The sequence below is a fragment of the Paraclostridium sp. MRS3W1 genome (assembly GCF_032465715.1).
In the GTDB taxonomy this organism is placed as follows: domain Bacteria; phylum Bacillota; class Clostridia; order Peptostreptococcales; family Peptostreptococcaceae; genus Paraclostridium; species Paraclostridium dentum.
In genome coordinates this window covers 25,208-43,709 of record NZ_JAWDJM010000171.1, presented here as the reverse complement: position 1 = coordinate 43,709, position 18,502 = coordinate 25,208, and the positions used below count along the sequence as shown (strand labels likewise).

The following is an 18,502-nucleotide window of genomic DNA, read 5'->3' as shown; positions in this document are numbered from 1 at the left end:
ATTTTAAACTTAGTATAAAGCTTTAAAACAATTAAGAAGTATAAGTTATATTGAGATTTAATAAGTATTAAATAATTATTTAATATTTATTAAATCTATTTAAGCTGTTAGAATTTGAACTTTTGATAGATAATTAAATTAGTAAATATGTATTTTATTATATTAAAATTAATAAGTTAATTTGTTCAATTTAACATTTATATATGATAAAATTAAAATAAAAGGATGTGATTATATGCGAAGCATTTTAGTTCCTATTGATGGTAGTGATAGAAGTCAAAAATCCTTAGATTTTATATTAAATGAGTTTTCAAATGAAAAGGTTAAGATAACCTTGATGTGTGTAAATGATGTTGTTTTAACTAATTTAACAAATCCAATGATTATAGATATGAGAGTAAAAGAATCTGAAAAAGAAATAAAGAGTATGCTAGATCGTTTAAAAAGAAAGTTACAAGGTTATGAAGTAAAAACTTATTATACAATAGGTGATGCAGGGCAAGAGATTATAGAAAAGTCAATAGATGGCAAGTTTGATTTAATTGTTATGACTAAATCAACTAAGAAAAACTTTATAGATTCAATAGGTTCTGTAACTTTATATGTAGTTAAAAAATCTAAGTGTACTGTAGTTATAGTTCCAGAATAAATTATTTTCATTACAGATATAAAAAAAGGAGCATTTAAATGCTCCTTTTTAATATATAAAAACAAGTTAAACTCTTATAATTACATATTTAATATTTCTGTAATATAAATAACTATGCATTTGCATTAAATTTCTCTAAAGCCATTAACTCTGTTAATTTCTTTCTCATTAGGATTAATAAAACTCCAAAAACACTTACTACAATAGTAATTAATACAAATATCTTAGTATATCCCATAGTTTCTGTGAAACCAGCAACTTTTCCTGAAATTAAGTTTGAGAAAAAGAAACTCATATACCATGCACCCATTGCAAGTGAGCTATATTTTTGTGGAGCTAATTTATTAAACATTGCCATTCCAATAGGAGATATGCATAACTCCCCAACAGTTAATAAGAAATAAGCTAGAAGAATAAATAATATATTCATTTGCTTACTTCCATCAAATACTCCACCTAAAGTTTTTATACCTAATATTACTGTAATAAACGCTGCAGCTGTAAGAAGCATACCTAGGCCCATTTTAGAAGGAATAGATAGGTCTCCGTGCTTTGATTTAGATAGTTTAATCCATATACTACCTAGTACAGGAGATAATACAACACATAATATTCCATTGAAAGATGTTAACCATGGAACCGGAATTACGAAACTTCCTAAATTTCTATTTACTAACTCATTTGATAATAATGTAAATGATGTTGATGTTTGATACCATGCAGTCCAAAATAAAACAACAAATATAAATAAAACACCCATTGCTTTTAATCTGTTTTTTTCAACTTGAGTAAGAGCATTATCTGCACTTTTTTTATTAGACTTGTTTTCTTTATCATAAACTGGATATTTACCTTTTGCACCTAACCATTTTGGAGATAGAACTATAAGTAAAAAGCAAACAATAAACATTGCTATAGCAGCCATTAAAAAAATATATTTATATCCATACGCTGCTATTTCTCCATCAGATGTTAATTTGGCAAACCATTTATCTGATATAAAACCAGCTATAATAGGGCCAAAGAAAGAACCTATATTTATAAACATATAAAAAATACTGTAAGCAGCATCTTTTTTTGATAACTCATCTTGATCATATAAAGTACCTACAAGAGAACTTATCTGCCCCTTAAAGAATGCTCCTGCTATTACGAGTACTATTAACCCAGACCATACACTTGCTATATTTGGCTTTGCAAAAAATAAAAGTATATATCCACATGCAGTAATAAAAGATCCTAGTATAAGTGACTTTTGTATTCCAAGCCACTTGTCTGATATATATCCCCCTATTAAAGAACCCATATAGTTTATTCCTTGATATAAACCTATAATTGCAGTTGCTTTTGCTACGCTTAAACCTAGCCCATTTTGACTAATATCTGCTGTAAAAAATAATATTAGTATAGATGATACTGCATAACCTGCATAACTTTGAAGAGCAATAGATATATTTGCTAGCCAAAGCCCCATTGGATGTTTTACCTTTTGATCCATAATTAAAAACCCCTCCCCATATTAATTAGTCTCTAATTATATAATATCACCATAGATAACAATATTTAATTATTTTTTTACATAATTTTACAATAAAATATATTAAAATATTTTTATATTTAGTATTTTTTATCAGAATATTTTCACATTTGTAAATTTGTGAGGTTTTAGAAATGAACAAATTAAATTAATAAAATAAGACAATATATGGAGTTAATTTTTATGAAATGACTTATTAAAAACGCATATATGTGCTATACATCAATTTACATAGTAATATTTTAATCAAAATAAGTTAATGTATAGCACAATTTATAAAATTAATATTTTAAGTTAATGTATAAATTAATATCATATTTTCCATTGTATTAAACTTTATAGAGAAGTAAGCTTAAATTATTTATTAAACTTCTCAACTATTTCATTTAAACATGACTTGCATATAGGTAACTCTTTATAATACTCTATATTTTCTTCACTAGAGCAAAAAGAACATGTAGTTATAGCTTTTTCAATTTTGATATAATCTTTAAATAGTTTTATACTAACAGGACTGTTCTTTTTTAAATTTAACTTATCTCTCATTTCTTTAGGTAAAACTACTCTTCCTAGGTCATCAATATTACGGTTAACGCCTACTGTTAAATCCTTCGAATTTTTCTTCATTGCATTCCTCCTTAAGTGAATTGTTTAAGTTTATTTTATTGGATATTCATGGAAAAGTAACTGTAAAAATTTGTCAAAATAGCTCGAAACATTGAATTCAAGCCAAAAATTTTTTTATTTACATTAAATCACATGAGTATGGAATGTATATAAATAAATTGTGAATTTTATTAGAATTTAAATAGTATATACTGTTTTTAATATTGATTGATTTGCTAATTCAGTAGAATCTATCCAACTTTGACCATTAAAAGTAATTTTGGAAACTTTTTAATTTTATATAAAATAATCGTATGTATTACAGTATTTTACTTATTTTATAAATACTAAGTGGGTGTTAAGCATAAAAAAGTTACACATTAACTGTTAATATCGAGTTCGAATTTAAATCTAGTAAGGATTTAGAACAAGTGTAAACAGATTAAAAAAAGATTAAATATATGTTTAATCTTTTTTTAACCTATTGTTTAATATAAAAAATGGAAGACAATTGTCCTCCATTTTTTACTCTTAAGAAAACTATATTTAAATAATGTTTGAGGATAATATGTGGAGCATAGCAATGCCAAAATTTTGGTTAAAGTAAAAATGATATTGTAAGTAATGGGCGAAGTCATTAGAGAGGCAAGTGAAGCGAATTTTTTACTTAAATATAATGTTAAGTTACAACTTCATATATATCGGAAAGCTCTAACTCAGCGTTATATGAATTTATATTATATATAGAAGGACAACAGTTTTCAATTATTACATTTGGTAAAAATATTGTAAATGAACTCCCTTTAGATAAATCACTTTCAACAGTAATAACTCCATCATGAAGGTTCACTAAAGACTTAACAATACTTAATCCTATTCCGCTTCCTTCATTTGACCTAGTAAATGACTTATCTATTTGGACAAACTTATCAAAAATAACTTCTTGGTTTTCTTTAGATATACCAATTCCCTCATCTTTCACTACAATCTTAGTCCATTGATCATCTATGTTTAAATTTACTAAAATAGAAGACCCTTTATTAGAAAATTTAATTGAGTTTGATAGTAAATTTAATATAGAGCGTTCAATCATATAAGCATCACACTTTATAATATGCTCTTCTTCTTCAGTATCAAACTGTATAGTTATACCTTTCGATAAAGCATATTCAATTACAGATAAGGTTACGTCTTCTACAATAGACACTATGTTATAATTTTTAAACTTTACAGTAAGTGTACCCAGGTCTATTTCAGACAAATCCATGATATTATTTACTAGTCTTGTCATCCTCTGACAATTTGTACGCAATATTTTGCTATATTTGTTGTATATAGCATTAAAGTCTATCGAATTTTTCACACTAAAACTATCTAACAATTGAATGGATGAATAAAGTAAATTAATTGGAGTTTTTAATTCATGCGAAATATTAGCTATAAATTCAGTTTTTTCTTTATCATAAGTTTTAAGTTTTTTTACTTCGAGTTCTTTCTTAACTACATCTGATATATCTATATATGTAACTGCAATCTCTTTTTTACTGCTTGCTGAAATAATTGTTTGAACACAGCAATCTAAAGTTACATTTCTATTTTCAATTTTTATGACACCTCTCCAACAATTATTTAAATTTAAGGACTTTATAATTTCATCATATTCATTTACTTTATAGATTTTATCTTTTAAAAGTAGCGTTAATTTATGAAGATCATTACCACATGAATAATAATCTATAACTTTTTTATTAGCATATAATAAGTTTGAGTCTTCATCGAAAATCAGCATAAAACTATGTTTATCATTTTCTGATAAGTTATAAAATAAGTTTAAATTATTATTTAATACTTTCGTTCTAGACATATAAATAAACAATTCAATTAACGCTCCTATAATTACTATAAAAAAACAAATATATGTCAAAGATATAGACACTAATTTAGTGTAAAATGTTAATCGAGTTGATATATGTATAGCGTAAATTGCTTTTATTGCAAGTATGAATACACTAGAACTTAGAACCACAAATATGGACTCTTTATCCTTTATTGATTTTAAAAAAAGAGCACATGAACAAACTGTATATGTGAAAGCTAAAAAAGTATTATAAATTAAAAAAGTATTTGATTTAAATTCATTATTATATAGGAATAATCTTCTCTCCAAAGTGCCTAAAATTAAAGTTAGAGATATTACAATAAGTATTGAAAGTTTTTTATTGTCAATTATTAGTTTACTAATTTTAGTATTAGGCAGGATTGCAAGGATAATTAGAGAAACTCTAATTAGGGATGAAGATATTACTACATATAGAGATGAATATAATTCCGTGTAGTAATAAGGTAGATAATCTATATGTCCGAATAAAATTCCTACTGACAACCCCACAAACATTAATAGAATTAAAAAAATACTTTCATTTTTTGTTCTATTGTAAGAAACTAAACAACTTCCTATTCCTAATAAGGAAATAAGAAAATTAAAGAACTTTATAAAATGCAATGTTGATTGTAGATAATTTGATTCAACATTTTCTTTAAAAAATACATTTGCAATAATAATAATAGATAATGTTAGCATGCTTAAAACAACATATACCAATAAATTATTTTTGTTGATTGTGTATTCTCTATCTATTATTTCCATTATAATACCTCCAACTTTTTATATAAATCCTAACATAAAAATATATTTTATTTTGTCGTTTTTTGTTTATATTTACGAAAAAATTTTATAATATATAAATTCAAAAATAATAAAAATACTATTAAATAAATTTAGAGATAGATAGTTATTATTGTGTATAGACTAAAGCTATGTATTTTCTAAATATAGCTTAGTATTTTAAGGAAGTATAAATTTAAAAACTATTAAAAATATATTTAAAAAAGATTTAATATATTTTTAATAGTTAGGAACTTAAAAAGTAATATTATAATAAGTACTAAAGTATTTCATTTAATAAAAAAGCTAAATGGAGGATACTTGTCCTCCATTTAGCTTTTTCTATTAAACATCTTGGATTATTTCATTATTATTTTTGTCAAAATACTTACAATTTACGTAAGAAGATTTTTTGCTTAATAAATCATTACTGACAACAATCATAGATGGACGATCTAGTTTAAATGATTCCTTACGCGTATATGTATCATTTATTGTAATTTCTACATGAGAAACTTTGGAACCATCAGATAATAAGACAAAAGCATTATTACTTTTAGAAGAACCGTTGTATGTATTATAATTAACTAAAAAATCTTCAACTCCAAGTGTTTCTTTTTTTTTCGTAGAGCACTTAACATCGCTTAATATGTAGTTCCCTTTTTTATTTTTTTCACATATAACAACCCCATTATTATATTTGCTTAAAAATCCTACAATCTTAGAGTTTTGAATATAAGTATTATCTACAATGGATATATCTTCTTTATTTGGCGAATTTATTAATTTAGAGCCTATTAAGTATTGCTTAATAGATTCATCAGTATTGCCAGGTATTTTAGTATAAGTACATCCAGTAATAGTAAAACTTGAAATTATTAATAGTATAAAAATTATTTGTTTTTTCAATTACATCCCCCGTAAATTCAAATTTATCTATTTATCCACTCACTCCAACTAACATTTAATATCGGCATTATGAGTTAAAATTTAAGAAGTTGATTGATTTAATTTGTTATTTAAGTTAACAGATAATTTTTATAATAAAATATAATAACACTTGATTTTAAATATATATTATTATATTTCATCGTTGATTAAATCAGCTTTTACAATAGTTCCTTCAATAAAAACACCAAACATATTATCTCCAATATCCATATAACTTGACTTTACGCCAACAATTGCATTTCCACCTAGTAAGGCTCCTTTAAATCTTAATATATCAAAGGCTTCTTGTTTTGCTTTAGCAAGGCTATTTTCATAACCACTAGCTCTACCACCTACTAAGTCAGTAATACTTGATATAAAGTCAGTAACAACCCCTGTTCCGATTATTACTTCTGAACTTTCTATTCCTAAGTACTCACTTATCTTATATCCTTCTAATGAAGGTGTTGTTGATAGTATAATGTTTTTGCAAATTGATTTTGCTTTTCTACATCCTTCTTCATACTTATCTAGTTCTTCAGTTTTTCTTTGATTCTCAATTGCTAAAATTGCTTCATTTTTACTCTCTTTACATTTGGGACATATATCATCACCCCAAAATCTACCAAGTACCTCGCCGCATTCATTACATTTTCTAGTTGATTTTTCTAAAAAAGCCATAATAATATCCCCCTCAAAACTTTGTATATAATACTAATTTTACAACAAGTTTAAATATATTTATGTATCAAAAAAATTACACTTTTATAAATTTTAATATTAAAAAGTTTTGTCTTTCCATAATAAATGCCTTTTACCTGAAATACCGTCCGTATAATATATCTCAACAGGCTTATAAACTTTCTTTGTATCTGGATGTTCTACATCAACAGAATCTACATAATCATTTAAAGTAAAAACAGAATAATTTTTAAGATTTGGTTTAGTAAATGTTGTATAAGGAGTCTTTGTTAGCCATAAGTTAATTGATTGATATATTGTATCATCGGTTTCTTTTATAGTCTTTTCTGTAGATTTAACTAAATTGTTAGCAGGACCAGTGTAGATTATATTTTTTTCAGGACCAAATTCATCGATTTTAATAGATACATCTTTATATAAAATAACATCTTCATGTTTAAATATATAAAGTCCAAGTAATACAAAAACTATAGTTATAAAAATACAGCTACTAGCTACTAGTTTTATATTTTTTTTTAATAAAGAACTCTTAATTTTTTTTAATATATCTATTTCTGAATTATTATCTGAATTAGTATGAGGATCAATTAAGAACATAGACTCTCTCATTATATTTAAATCCCGTAGACATTCATCACAAGAGCATATATGTATATTTATTAATTCCTTGCTTTTCTCACTACATATGTTGTCTATATACAAGGGAAGCAAGTCTTGAATTATTTCACAATCAACTTTTTTCATAAATATTTACCTCCATGTTTTTTCTGATTTTTAATTTTGCTCTATGATATGTAACTCTTGCCCAACTTTCACTTTTTGAATGAATTTTGGCTATTTCTAAAAAAGAAAGTTCTCCAAATGTTCTTAGACAAAAAACTTCTTTATATACATTTTCAAGTTTATCTATTTCCTTATGAACTTCGGATACATTTTCTTCTAAAATTAAATTATCTTCTAAGCAACTAATACTATTTGATTCACATATATCTATTTCACATTGTTTTTTAAGCTTTTTTAAATATGAAAAATAAGTATTTTTTCCTATTTGACATAACCATGATCTTACATTGCATTGACCCTTGAAATTTTTTAGGTTTTTTAATGCTTTAAAAAATGTTTCTTGTGTTATATCTTCAGCTATTTCAGTATTTTTACAAATAGATAGGATATATCTATAAACATACTTGAAATGCTGTTTGTATAAATTTTCAAAATCATTCAAAGTATAATCCTCCTTACATAAATGAGACTTCTAAAAGTTACTTTCGTTACAAAAAATTTAAAATAACTTAAATTTATATAGATAATAATTATAACTTATATATCTGATATAATTATCCATATATAGGGAGGGTAAGAATATGAAAAATTTAGTAGTTTATTATTCGTTAGAGGGTAATACCAAATTAATAGCAGAATTTATCGCCAAAGAAATTGGTGCAGATATAATAGAATTGAAACCTAAAAAAGAATTTCCATCTTCAGGATTTAGAAAGTATGTATGGGGAGGTAAGAGTGTAATATTTAAGCAAAAACCAGAACTTATGAATAAGGAAACTGATATAAGTAAATATGATAATATATTTTTAGGTACTCCTGTATGGGCTGGAACTTATGCAGCTCCATTTAATACTTTTTTAGATATTAGTACTATAAATAATAAGAATATAGCTTTATTTGCTTGCCATGGCGGTGGTGGAAGTGAGAAGTGTTTCGCTAACTTCAAAAAAGAACTTTCAGAAAATATATTTATAGGAGATATCGAATTAGTAGATCCATTAAAAAAAGAAACTGATAGTTCATTAGACAAGGTTAAGAAATGGCTTCAAACACTAAATATATAAAATATGTATTTAAAACTTTGATAGATATTGAGTTATAGTCTGAGCAAAACTCTTAAAAGAAAATACTTTATAAAATAATGGTAATTTATTTAATTTTAGTGCAAAAAATACAAATTTTACTACAATTTAAAACTTGTGTGACAATTTTGTGATACCATATATATTGAGGGGTTATAGAATTTTAGGGGGAGATGATATAATTGCTTTTTGAAGATTCAAGTGAAAATAAAGAGCTTATTAAATATGGGGTGAATTTTTTCAAAAAACCTTTATATGTTAATATGGCTATTTCAGCTATTTTATGTTTTGAAAGTTCATGTTTTTTAATACTAAAGTTAGTGCATAAAGAAACTGATGATATATTATTTTCTGCATTTTACACAACTTTATTTTTAATTTACACAACATGGACATGGAGTTCGTTTGCATATGAAATAAAGGAAAAAAGACATAGACTATATTAAAAACTAAAATATAAAAATAAAAGGTATGTAAATTGAATATTATAATATTCAATTTACATACCTTTTATTTTTACAAACATAAGCAAATTTCAATAAAAAATTAGTGGGAATTCAAATTGTATTTAATAGTAATATATAGATGAGCTATTAAATCAATTTAAGTGTTCATACTCGATTTCAAGAGAATCAGTTAGATAGGAGATATTATTTAGTAGCTTCATACATATAAAAACAACAGGTTTTCCAAATGAAATATTTTCTTCTCTAGAAAATTCAATAAAACCTATTTTTTTATATAACTTGATAGCTCTCTTATTAAAATCAGCAACTCTTAAACAAATATCTCCTCTATATAAAAAGGTAGTCCTTCCGAAATGAATGCATTCTTTTATGAAGTCTAACCCCAGTCCTTTACCAGTATCTTCAGGTCTTATCCCAAGTCCGATTTCCATAAAGTTTGATCTAAAGGTATACTCATATATACCAAATAATTTATCATTAGAATCGAACACAGAAAAGTAAAAGCTATTATTATCTTCAAATATTTCATCAATAGTTTCTTTTACACCTTCTTCTGGGATATTATAAAACTCATAAGGATATTCATATTTCCAGTTTATATATGTGTAAACCTGAAGTTCATCCATTTCTAATATTTTTCTTTTATACATAATAACCTCCATTTTAAACACTCTATGAATGCTCATTTAAAATATATTAGACGTTAAATGTAATAACCCTAGAAAAATATATAAATTAATTTATATATTTTTAACTGTTAAGAATTTAATATAAATATATTTTTATATAAAAATATATTTATATTATAGACATGTATATTTTATTATAGTATATTGTATACATAGACATCAAAAAACGACATATATTAACAATCAGTAGGAACGGACATATATAGAGGGGCCTTAAGTGCCCCTCATTAATCAAGTTAATAGTACTATCCCCCCAATAATAGTATTAATAATAAAATACCCCCTTTTAAAGACTGTATCGGAAACAGTCTTTTTTTATTTGTAAGAAATTATCTATCTAGAAGACTACTATCTTGAGATGTATATATACCGCTTTTACCTGCAAATACATAACTTATTACACAAGCAATAAATATAAATCCAATATTAGCGGATCCAAATAATTCAATTCCCATTATAAAAGATGCTATAGGCGTTTTTGTAGCTCCTGCAAATACTCCTATCATTCCAAGGCCTGCTAAAAATTCAATAGGAAGGCCGATAATACTCGCAAGTAAGTTTCCTAAAGTTGCTCCTATTACAAATAATGGAGTAACCTCTCCACCTTGGAATCCTACAGCAAGCGTAAGTGATGTTAAAACAAGCTTTATTATAAATGCTCCTTTAGGGATAGTCTGGTTAAATGCATTACTTAATAAATCTAAACTTAACCCAAGATAAATTCTAGTTCCAAGAATTAAAACTATAATAATAATGATAATACCGCCTATAAAGCTTTTTAAAGATGTGTTTGGTATCTTGGCAGCAAAAAACTTCTTTAAAGCATGAGTAAGCTCTGAAAAAAGTTTGCTAGTAAGCCCAAATAAAACAGCACATAATATAACTTTGAAAAATACATCAACACCAGTTAAAGACACTCCCATATTATAATGACTGTGCTGTACCTTTAAAGTTTCTGCTATAAAGTTGCCTATATAACTTGATATAAAACAAGGTATTATTGCTTCATATCGCATTTTACCAAGAGTTGAAACTTCAAGCCCAAATACAGTACCTGCAATAGGCGTTCCAAATACAACTCCAAAACCACTGCTTACACCACTGATTATAAGTATTGTATAATCCATACCTTTTAATTTTAGAAGGTCCCCTATTTTAGAAGATACGCTAGCTCCTATTTGTACTCCAGTACCCTCTCTACCAGCAGACCCACCAAATAAATGTGTTATAAAAGTTCCGAAGAACACAAGTGGTGCCATTCTAAAAGGAATCCTTCCTTCACCCTCATTAATTCGTTCAATAATTAAATTATTTCCTTTTGATGAATCTTTACCGTATTTAGAATATAAATAACTTACAAAAGCTCCTCCTAGAGGTAACATGTATAATAACCATGAATTTGATTCTCTCGTACTTGTTGCCCATTGTAAGCTTTTTAAGAAAAATGATATAACAATCCCAACAGCAATCCCAGATATGGATGCTAGCAAAAACCATCTTAAAAATACAATAGATACTACTTCACTTTCTTTTATATGTTTTTTTAATTCATTCACAATTAATCCTCCTAGTCTATTTTCTGCAAAAAAACAGACTCCTACCCTTAAATATTTATAAGAGTAGGAGTCATTAGCATCTTATGCATTTAATGGCGAACTCCATCGCCGATTTAATTTACCAATTTATTATATTATAAAATAGCTAAAATTTCAATTAAGTTACAAAAATATACACATTGTTGATTTTATATTTTTAAAATAGTATGCTTTAGTAAACTAGGGGATTAAATTAAGGAAGGGGTTAAAGTTATGAGAGAAGTTATGATTATAAAAATGATTATAGGTATATTTTTTATTGTATATGGACTGATAGTATCAGCAATAGAACAGTATAAAAGAGTTCCGTTATTTTATAATTCTAAAGATCAAGTGAATGGAGTAATAAATGGTTTTGCATGCATAGTTGTAGGAATTGTTGTTTCTGCATGTAATCTAAATCAAGGTATTATTATTGGAATTATAGCTTTTTCAATGTGGGGAATAGAAAAGCTTATAATATCCAAAATACTTAAAAACAAAGATGAAAAACTTTCTAATATATAAAAAAGCACTTCGCATTTTCCAAGTGCTTTTTTATTATAATTTTTATCTTATAAAATTTGTATGTAATCTATCTTCTAAATCTGGTTTTTCTATATTATTCTTTTTACCAATATCTATACATTTTATTATCCATGCCATATTTTTGCCTAAAACTCTCATTGTTTGTAATCCCTCTACATCTTTTTTTACTTCGTCTGAAGTGTTTCCATGGACCATATTCCAATATTGAGAACTAACAATTGGCATATTAGAGATAGTAAAGTACTTATTTAATTGATCAAATGTAGCAGTAGTTCCTGCTCTTCTCGCACTAACTACTGAAGCCCCTGGCTTAAATGCCATGTGTTTTCCTCCGCTATAAAATACTCTATCTAAAAAAGATACTAATGATCCTGCTGCAGATGCATAATAAACAGGTGATCCAAATACAAATCCATCTGCATACTTTGCCTTTTCTACAAAATCATTAACTCCATCATTCATGAAGCACTTACCTGTATTTTTACATGAACGACATCCTATACATCCTCCTATAGGCTTATTACCTATGTGAAAAATTTCTGTATCTATTCCACTTGCTTCTAGTGCTTTTGAAACTTCTTCTAATGCTGTGTATGTACATCCATTTTTATTTGGACTTCCATTGACTAACAATACTTTCATACCTACACCATCCTAATCTAATTTAATTTTGAACATATTTACATCCTTAATAAAATTATATATCGCATATTTAACATAAAATCAATTAAATTTTAACTTTTTAATAAAAACTAAAGATAGTCTACCTAATCACTAGATAGACTATCTTCAGTTTTTTCAATTCATTTATATATTTAACTAAGCTAATCTATAAGATAGTTTTAAATTTATAAAACTATAACGATTAAAACTTAATAGAATACCCCATATTAATTTTAAATTAAAACTTTATTTACCTTCTAAAAACTTAAACATTATCACTATCTGTACTTACTTTCTTCTTTTATCACCCTTACAATTAATTTCAAATAACTTTACAGCCTTTGATTGAGTCATTCTTGGATTTATAATGCATGTCATTAATGCTAAATAATTTCTGATTGTTAAATCATCATTGAATGAATAATGAGATAAACTTTTAGGCATCTAATCATCCTCTCCTTACAATTTTATAAATTTATACTACAATATACATCTATACACTTATTTAATGTAAGTTTAACATGTTTTTTTATTAAACTTACATGTCAATATTGTAAGAAAACTTTAATATTTTAATTTAAAACAAATTATATCTATAAAAAATCTGCTCTAAAAATAGTTAAACATAGTAACTCCATTGAATTTAGAGTTTCTAAATATAAATATCTTTATTTTTCACATTTCCTATATATGTAAAATATGAAATTAATTTCAAGTTAATTTATATTCTTAAACTTAAGAAGTATTTACTTTAATTTTTCAAATTAAATACCTCTACTTATACATACACTATATTCTATTTAAATAAATTTAATATGTTTTTTATATGAAATATGTATTAATTTTTTCTAATTAAAAATATTTCATATAAAAATATAAAAACTTTTTAAAAAAATTGAACCTTTTTGTTTTTATTTACCTCTTATATTGTAAATACATAAAATCGAATTGTATTTTATAAAATAAAAAACATTAATTTTAAAAATAAATGTATCACTATATAAGATTTTTAATGACAAAAGGAGAATATACATGGAACAAGCAATTGTAAACTTAACTACTGATTTTAAGAAAAAAGAAAATACACTAATAAATAGACATGAAGTTATTAATATACCCGATTTTAACTTAAAGAAAGCTCTTAACGCAAAATTTAACTCCCCAGATGATGCCCCTATAACTAGAGTTCAATTAGAGAGTCTGCTAGCATTGAATTTAACTGGAGAGGGAATAAACAATCTTGAGGGCATTCAGTATTGTAAAAACTTGAGTTATCTTGGGTTATCAAAAAATGAGATTAGTGATTTAAGCTCTATATGCAATCTAAAAGAGCTCGTTACTCTAAATATAGATAAAAATAAAATCAATAATATAACTTATTTACAAAACTTAACTAACTTAACTTATTTGACTTTAAGTGAAAATTATATAACAAACTTAGAACCTTTAAAGGGATTAATAAACTTAAACTATTTAGATTTAAGTTCAAACCAAATAGAAAATTTAAGTCCTCTATCAAAATTGACCAATTTAGTTTGTCTTAGTTTAAATAATAATAGAATAAGAAACTTAAATACTTTAAATGGTCTAAATAACATTGGTCTTTTAGACCTACAAAACCAAGAAATTGTTTTAAATAATTATGAATTTAATTTCGATTCATCACCTATTGAAATTAACAATGTTATAAGAAGCATAGATGGATCATTTATACATATACTTGATAAGGATATTTCTAGTAATGGAATATATAATGTCGATTCAAATACTATTCTATGGAATGATATATATGAAAATTTAGAATATCACTTTTCTATAAAAAAAATCATGGATTCTGAAAAAAGTGAGTTTAGTGGTAAAGTGGTTCTTCCGTATAAATATATATCTACACCAATAGATAAAATACATGATAAATGTAAAGACAACAACTCTGTAACTAAGGGAGATTCTTTCAAAAAAGATTTCTCTTTAATCAATATGTTTAAAAAAATCTTTACTTTTACAGGTGTAGCTATAAACGATTAAAGATAATACTATCTAGTTTTTACTTTAATACTATTTAACTCAATTAACCTGTATACGTGTTGGTACATATAAAAGCGATTAGGATTTATTCCTTTTTGCTTATTTTAACTATTAAAACTTTTTAATTTGTAGTTATTATTCAATTTTATTTAGTTAGTTTTATAGGAGGATTTAAAAATATGAAAATTATCGATGCATACATAACCCTAGCTTTAGAATGTAGCGATTTAGAAAACTTAACATTTTTAGAAAATGGAGAAAGTCGATTAATTGAAAAAATACCTGCAATAGATGGTTCTTATCCATCTATTGCAGTAATAAATTTTAGCAGAAGACATACTGCTCATTTAACAAACAGCAAGTTAAATCAGCAAGTTTTATTTGTGGAAGGAACTTATCAGGTTTTAAAGAATAAAAGTGGTACTCCATTTTTAAATATTAAAGCTGTTAAAACTGTTTTGAAAAATAAAAAACAAGTTGTTGATATAACAAATATTAGACACAAAATATATAATGATTTTGAAGAAAATGACCTAACTTCATTGAAAGAAAAATATTTACATAGTTGTGCTGAAGAAGAAATTAAAAATTTAAAAGAAGTTATAGAAAAAAGAGATTTACTTAAACTACAATATCAATTAAAATTTCAAGAAACTCAAAAGTTAAAGCATGAAAAGAAAATATTAATGTTGAAACAAAATGTAGGTCAAACACCTTTAAGTAATGGAAGTTAAATAAAAGAGTTAATGATTAACTCTTTTATTTATTTTGAAAACTATTTTAAATAGCAATCATAAAGTAAATCATATCATCATAAGGAGACTATTATAAAATGAAATTTTTTAAGTTTGTATTATTATTATTTTTAATATTTACGGTATATTTAAATACAGCTTTGCTAAAGCATTGTTTTAAAAAAATTTTTAAATATTAAAACTAACTAGGTTGTGAACTTTTTAAACTTTTCATAGCCTTTTATTATTTTTTGTTAAAACCTTGATATATCTTATAAACTCGAAATCTGCTCTCTTTTAATATCTAAAATTTTACTCATTAAATATTTTATCTAAAATTTTACTTTCATTTCTATAATTATGGTATTATGTTTAATATTAATTAGATTTTAAATTAATATTAGGAGGACATTTGATAATTGAGTAGCTTAAAGTATTTAAAAATAAGTAAACTTGTATCTAAATGTAAAAATGGAGACTCTCAAGCTTTTTCAGATTTATATTCTTTAACTTATCAAAAGGTGTATTTCCTATCTTTAAATATTTTAAAAGATAAGTCTATGGCAGAAGACGCCGTACAAGAAGTATTTTTGATTGTTCTAAAGTCACTTGATAAGTTAGAATCTCCTAAATTATTTATAGCATGGATAAATAAAATTACATACAATTATTGCATTAAAGAGCTTTCCAAGGTAAGAAAATTTGGAGAGGTTCATTCGGATTATGTTTTGCCTACTCTAAGCGATACTGCAAAAGATGTTGACCCTATTGAGTCATATATTCTAAAAGAAAGTAATTGCGAATTGATGAATTTAATTAATAAGCTTTCATCTATACATTCAACAATACTGATTTTAAAATACTTCGATGATCTAAAAGTTTCAGAGATTGCATATGTTTTAAACATTTCTGAAGGTACTGTAAAAAGTAGGCTAAGTAATGCAAAGAAAAATTTATATAAGTTATATTCTGAAGAAAGAAAAGATAATAGAAAAATTTATGGATTTATGCTATTTGAATTCTTTAAAAAGGCATCTAATGAAAACTTACTAAATTTAAATTCCTCAAAAAATATTTTGGGAAATGTATTGTATAAGTCTCATTTTAACATAGGTAAAAGTTTTAAATTCAAAATTAACCATAAACAAAGTATGTCCAAAACTATGGCAGTTTCACTAACTACCTCAATAGTGGTGTCTACTTCTGTTCTAGGTATTTATGAAATCACCAAATACGATTTTTCAAATGTAGGTAATTTATCTTCTAAATCTAATTTATTAGATACTATAAATATATCAATAAGTGATACATCTAAAATTACAAATAATCCCGTTTTAGTAGATATTCAAGTAAAGGATAAGTCTCTAGTAAATGATTTGTATATTAAACTTGGTAATTCTGAAAAACTCTTGGGTAACTATGTAAATCCATCTACTTATAGATTTAAAATCACTAAAAATGGGGATTATAAGGTATTTGTAAACTTTAAACAACACTCTCCTATAGTTAAGGAATTTAAAATTAATTGTATAGATACAGAATCTCCAAATATTATAAACTACACATATGATAGTGATAAAATTATAATTAGGTTAAAGGATTCTGGTAGTGGAATAGATTTTAATAAGATTTATTTAAAAGATTCTAATGAAAATATTTTAAATATCCAATCAATAGACAAAGATAAAGGTATTGTTGTTGTAAAAATAAGTAATTTACCTTTATACTTAACTATATATGATATCGTTGGAAATAAAGCTGTATATAATATAAAAAAGATATAACTTTCAAAATATATAAATTTAATGTATAAGGATAATTTCAAAATGAAAAAAATACGATGGATAATAAACTTACTACTTTTAATTATACTGTTGTTTAGCTCTTATAAAATAATAAACAAATTTATACAGTATAATAAAGCTGATAAAGTATATGATAAAATTTACAAAATAAAAGAATCACAACAAAATAACAATGATAATTCAGTAGACTTATCTTATCTTAATAAAGACTATAGAGGGTGGTTAGATGTAGATGGTACAAATATTCACTATCCAATAGTTCAATCAAGTAATAATGAGTTCTATTTAAATAAAGATATGGATAAAAATTATCTAGAGTCAGGATCTATCTTCCTAGATTACCAAAATGATAAATTTAATGATTTCAACACAGTACTTTATGGACATAGTATGAGGAATGGAACTATGTTTGGCCAACTAAAAAAATTTAAAGATGAAGAGTTTTTTAATAAATATAAAACTATATCTATATCTGAACCTGATGGTACTGTTTTAAACTATACAATATTTTCTGCTTATGTAACTGATTCTAGTAATGTTTACAACAAAACTTCATTTGCTTCTAACGAAGATTTTAATAATTTTTTAAGTGAAATAAAAAAAGATTCTTTATTTAAATCTTCAGTAAATGTTGATTCAACCGATAAAATTTTAACCTTATCTACATGCAGTTATGAGTTTGATAATGCTCGCATGGTTGTTCATGCCAAACTTGATAAATAGCGCACCTATCTATTCAAGTGCTGCAGCTGCTATCTCTACATTTATTTTAGAAAATACAGGTGTTTCAATAATCGAATTATTATGAAATTTTTGATATTTAATTTATAAACTTTATTTATTAAGAGATTATAACTTACTTTTTTTAATTATAGAAATTTTCATAATATCCGTATTAGAAATAAAGACGATACAACAACTAAATACTTACTTACACGAGGTTATAATATGAACATACATTTACATATTTTTATAACTACAATAAACATTTTAGTTTCAATGTTTATATTTGCTTTATATTTATATTTTAAGAAAAGTAGCA

The 18,502-nt window shown here is 25.0% G+C and carries 19 protein-coding genes and 1 riboswitch; of the genes, 8 read left to right on the top strand and 11 right to left on the bottom strand.

Annotation, left to right across the window (positions count from 1 at the left end; all coding sequences use genetic code 11):
- The first annotated feature begins 235 nt into the window (after positions 1-235).
- Complete coding sequence (locus RWY47_RS14535) at positions 236-649, top strand: universal stress protein (protein ID WP_021430614.1); 414 nt, start codon at positions 236-238, stop codon at positions 647-649.
- Positions 650-761: 112 nt separating this feature from the next.
- Here RWY47_RS14535 and RWY47_RS14530 read toward each other — a convergent pair whose 3' ends face one another.
- From RWY47_RS14530 to RWY47_RS14500, 7 genes are all read right to left on the bottom strand, one after another.
- Positions 762-2,147, bottom strand: a complete 1,386-nt coding sequence (locus RWY47_RS14530) for a peptide MFS transporter (RefSeq protein ID WP_224171147.1) — start codon at positions 2,145-2,147, stop codon at positions 762-764.
- 396 nt (positions 2,148-2,543) lie between these two features.
- Positions 2,544-2,813, bottom strand: coding sequence for an AbrB/MazE/SpoVT family DNA-binding domain-containing protein (locus tag RWY47_RS14525; RefSeq protein ID WP_021430612.1), 270 nt, complete (start codon positions 2,811-2,813; stop codon positions 2,544-2,546).
- Between the two features lie 658 nt (positions 2,814-3,471).
- Entirely contained in the window at positions 3,472-5,439 is a 1,968-nt protein-coding gene (locus RWY47_RS14520) for a sensor histidine kinase (RefSeq protein ID WP_150841985.1), read from the bottom strand.
- 363 nt (positions 5,440-5,802) lie between these two features.
- Complete coding sequence (locus RWY47_RS14515; protein WP_168932729.1) at positions 5,803-6,366, bottom strand: hypothetical protein; 564 nt, start codon at positions 6,364-6,366, stop codon at positions 5,803-5,805.
- Between the two features lie 171 nt (positions 6,367-6,537).
- Positions 6,538-7,068, bottom strand: coding sequence for a YbjQ family protein (locus tag RWY47_RS14510; protein WP_207656663.1), 531 nt, complete (start codon positions 7,066-7,068; stop codon positions 6,538-6,540).
- A 99-nt stretch (positions 7,069-7,167) separates the two neighbouring features.
- Complete coding sequence (locus tag RWY47_RS14505) at positions 7,168-7,833, bottom strand: zf-HC2 domain-containing protein (RefSeq protein ID WP_150841983.1); 666 nt, start codon at positions 7,831-7,833, stop codon at positions 7,168-7,170.
- Positions 7,820-8,314, bottom strand: coding sequence for an RNA polymerase sigma factor (locus RWY47_RS14500; RefSeq protein WP_150841982.1), 495 nt, complete (start codon positions 8,312-8,314; stop codon positions 7,820-7,822). Before RWY47_RS14500 ends, RWY47_RS14505 begins: the two co-directional genes overlap by 14 nt.
- A gap of 139 nt (positions 8,315-8,453) precedes the next feature.
- Between RWY47_RS14500 and RWY47_RS14495 the strand changes: the two genes are divergently transcribed.
- Entirely contained in the window at positions 8,454-8,936 is a 483-nt protein-coding gene (locus RWY47_RS14495; protein ID WP_224171149.1) for a flavodoxin family protein, read from the top strand.
- Positions 8,937-9,136: 200 nt separating this feature from the next.
- Positions 9,137-9,400, top strand: a complete 264-nt coding sequence (locus RWY47_RS14490) for a hypothetical protein (RefSeq protein WP_021430606.1) — start codon at positions 9,137-9,139, stop codon at positions 9,398-9,400.
- 152 nt (positions 9,401-9,552) lie between these two features.
- Here the strand turns inward: RWY47_RS14490 and RWY47_RS14485 are convergent, their stop codons facing one another.
- Both RWY47_RS14485 and RWY47_RS14480 read right to left on the bottom strand, forming a co-directional pair.
- A complete protein-coding gene (locus tag RWY47_RS14485; protein WP_167402758.1) occupies positions 9,553-10,071 on the bottom strand; it encodes a GNAT family N-acetyltransferase in 519 nt (172 codons plus the stop codon).
- A gap of 368 nt (positions 10,072-10,439) precedes the next feature.
- The gene (locus RWY47_RS14480) at positions 10,440-11,666 is read right to left on the bottom strand and encodes a chloride channel protein (protein WP_150841979.1); all 1,227 of its coding nucleotides are present in this window, start codon (positions 11,664-11,666) and stop codon (positions 10,440-10,442) included.
- A 57-nt stretch (positions 11,667-11,723) separates the two neighbouring features.
- Positions 11,724-11,785, bottom strand: a riboswitch (Fluoride riboswitch).
- A gap of 133 nt (positions 11,786-11,918) precedes the next feature.
- Here RWY47_RS14480 and RWY47_RS14475 point away from each other — a divergent pair.
- The gene (locus RWY47_RS14475; protein ID WP_150841978.1) at positions 11,919-12,212 is read left to right on the top strand and encodes a hypothetical protein; all 294 of its coding nucleotides are present in this window, start codon (positions 11,919-11,921) and stop codon (positions 12,210-12,212) included.
- Between the two features lie 42 nt (positions 12,213-12,254).
- On the opposite strand, the gene RWY47_RS14470 is transcribed toward RWY47_RS14475, so the two are convergent.
- Both RWY47_RS14470 and RWY47_RS14465 read right to left on the bottom strand, forming a co-directional pair.
- A complete protein-coding gene (locus tag RWY47_RS14470) occupies positions 12,255-12,875 on the bottom strand; it encodes a flavodoxin family protein (protein WP_150841977.1) in 621 nt (206 codons plus the stop codon).
- A gap of 309 nt (positions 12,876-13,184) precedes the next feature.
- Positions 13,185-13,340 (bottom strand): hypothetical protein, encoded by a 156-nt coding sequence (locus tag RWY47_RS14465; protein WP_021430601.1) that lies wholly within the window; start codon positions 13,338-13,340, stop codon positions 13,185-13,187.
- Positions 13,341-13,928: 588 nt separating this feature from the next.
- Here RWY47_RS14465 and RWY47_RS14460 point away from each other — a divergent pair.
- The 4 genes from RWY47_RS14460 (at position 13,929) to srtB (ending at position 18,183) form a co-directional block, all read left to right on the top strand.
- On the top strand, positions 13,929-14,921 hold the full coding sequence (locus tag RWY47_RS14460) for a leucine-rich repeat domain-containing protein (protein ID WP_224171150.1): 993 nt from the start codon (positions 13,929-13,931) through the stop codon (positions 14,919-14,921).
- A 179-nt stretch (positions 14,922-15,100) separates the two neighbouring features.
- A complete protein-coding gene (locus RWY47_RS14455; RefSeq protein WP_021430599.1) occupies positions 15,101-15,655 on the top strand; it encodes a hypothetical protein in 555 nt (184 codons plus the stop codon).
- Between the two features lie 419 nt (positions 15,656-16,074).
- Entirely contained in the window at positions 16,075-17,439 is a 1,365-nt protein-coding gene (locus RWY47_RS14450; RefSeq protein WP_150841975.1) for an RNA polymerase sigma factor, read from the top strand.
- A 42-nt stretch (positions 17,440-17,481) separates the two neighbouring features.
- Positions 17,482-18,183: a class B sortase gene (gene srtB, locus RWY47_RS14445; RefSeq protein ID WP_168932736.1), complete on the top strand. Its 702-nt coding sequence runs from the start codon at positions 17,482-17,484 to the stop codon at positions 18,181-18,183.
- The last annotated feature ends 319 nt before the right edge of the window (positions 18,184-18,502 follow it).

Excerpts from the sequence above, each read along its gene's own strand:
- RWY47_RS14505 (WP_150841983.1), bottom strand. The coding sequence starts at position 7,833 with ATGAAAAAAGTTGATTGTGAAATAATTCAAGACTTGCTTCCCTTGTAT.
- RWY47_RS14475 (WP_150841978.1), top strand. The coding sequence starts at position 11,919 with ATGAGAGAAGTTATGATTATAAAAATGATTATAGGTATATTTTTTATT.
- srtB (WP_168932736.1), top strand. The coding sequence starts at position 17,482 with ATGAAAAAAATACGATGGATAATAAACTTACTACTTTTAATTATACTG.
- RWY47_RS14535 (WP_021430614.1), top strand. The coding sequence starts at position 236 with ATGCGAAGCATTTTAGTTCCTATTGATGGTAGTGATAGAAGTCAAAAA.
- RWY47_RS14520 (WP_150841985.1), bottom strand. The coding sequence starts at position 5,439 with ATGGAAATAATAGATAGAGAATACACAATCAACAAAAATAATTTATTG.
- RWY47_RS14455 (WP_021430599.1), top strand. The coding sequence starts at position 15,101 with ATGAAAATTATCGATGCATACATAACCCTAGCTTTAGAATGTAGCGAT.
- RWY47_RS14495 (WP_224171149.1), top strand. The coding sequence starts at position 8,454 with ATGAAAAATTTAGTAGTTTATTATTCGTTAGAGGGTAATACCAAATTA.
- RWY47_RS14465 (WP_021430601.1), bottom strand. The coding sequence starts at position 13,340 with ATGCCTAAAAGTTTATCTCATTATTCATTCAATGATGATTTAACAATC.
- RWY47_RS14525 (WP_021430612.1), bottom strand. The coding sequence starts at position 2,813 with ATGAAGAAAAATTCGAAGGATTTAACAGTAGGCGTTAACCGTAATATT.
- RWY47_RS14510 (WP_207656663.1), bottom strand. The coding sequence starts at position 7,068 with ATGGCTTTTTTAGAAAAATCAACTAGAAAATGTAATGAATGCGGCGAG.
- RWY47_RS14530 (WP_224171147.1), bottom strand. The coding sequence starts at position 2,147 with ATGGATCAAAAGGTAAAACATCCAATGGGGCTTTGGCTAGCAAATATA.
- RWY47_RS14460 (WP_224171150.1), top strand. The coding sequence starts at position 13,929 with ATGGAACAAGCAATTGTAAACTTAACTACTGATTTTAAGAAAAAAGAA.
- RWY47_RS14485 (WP_167402758.1), bottom strand. The coding sequence starts at position 10,071 with ATGTATAAAAGAAAAATATTAGAAATGGATGAACTTCAGGTTTACACA.
- RWY47_RS14470 (WP_150841977.1), bottom strand. The coding sequence starts at position 12,875 with ATGAAAGTATTGTTAGTCAATGGAAGTCCAAATAAAAATGGATGTACA.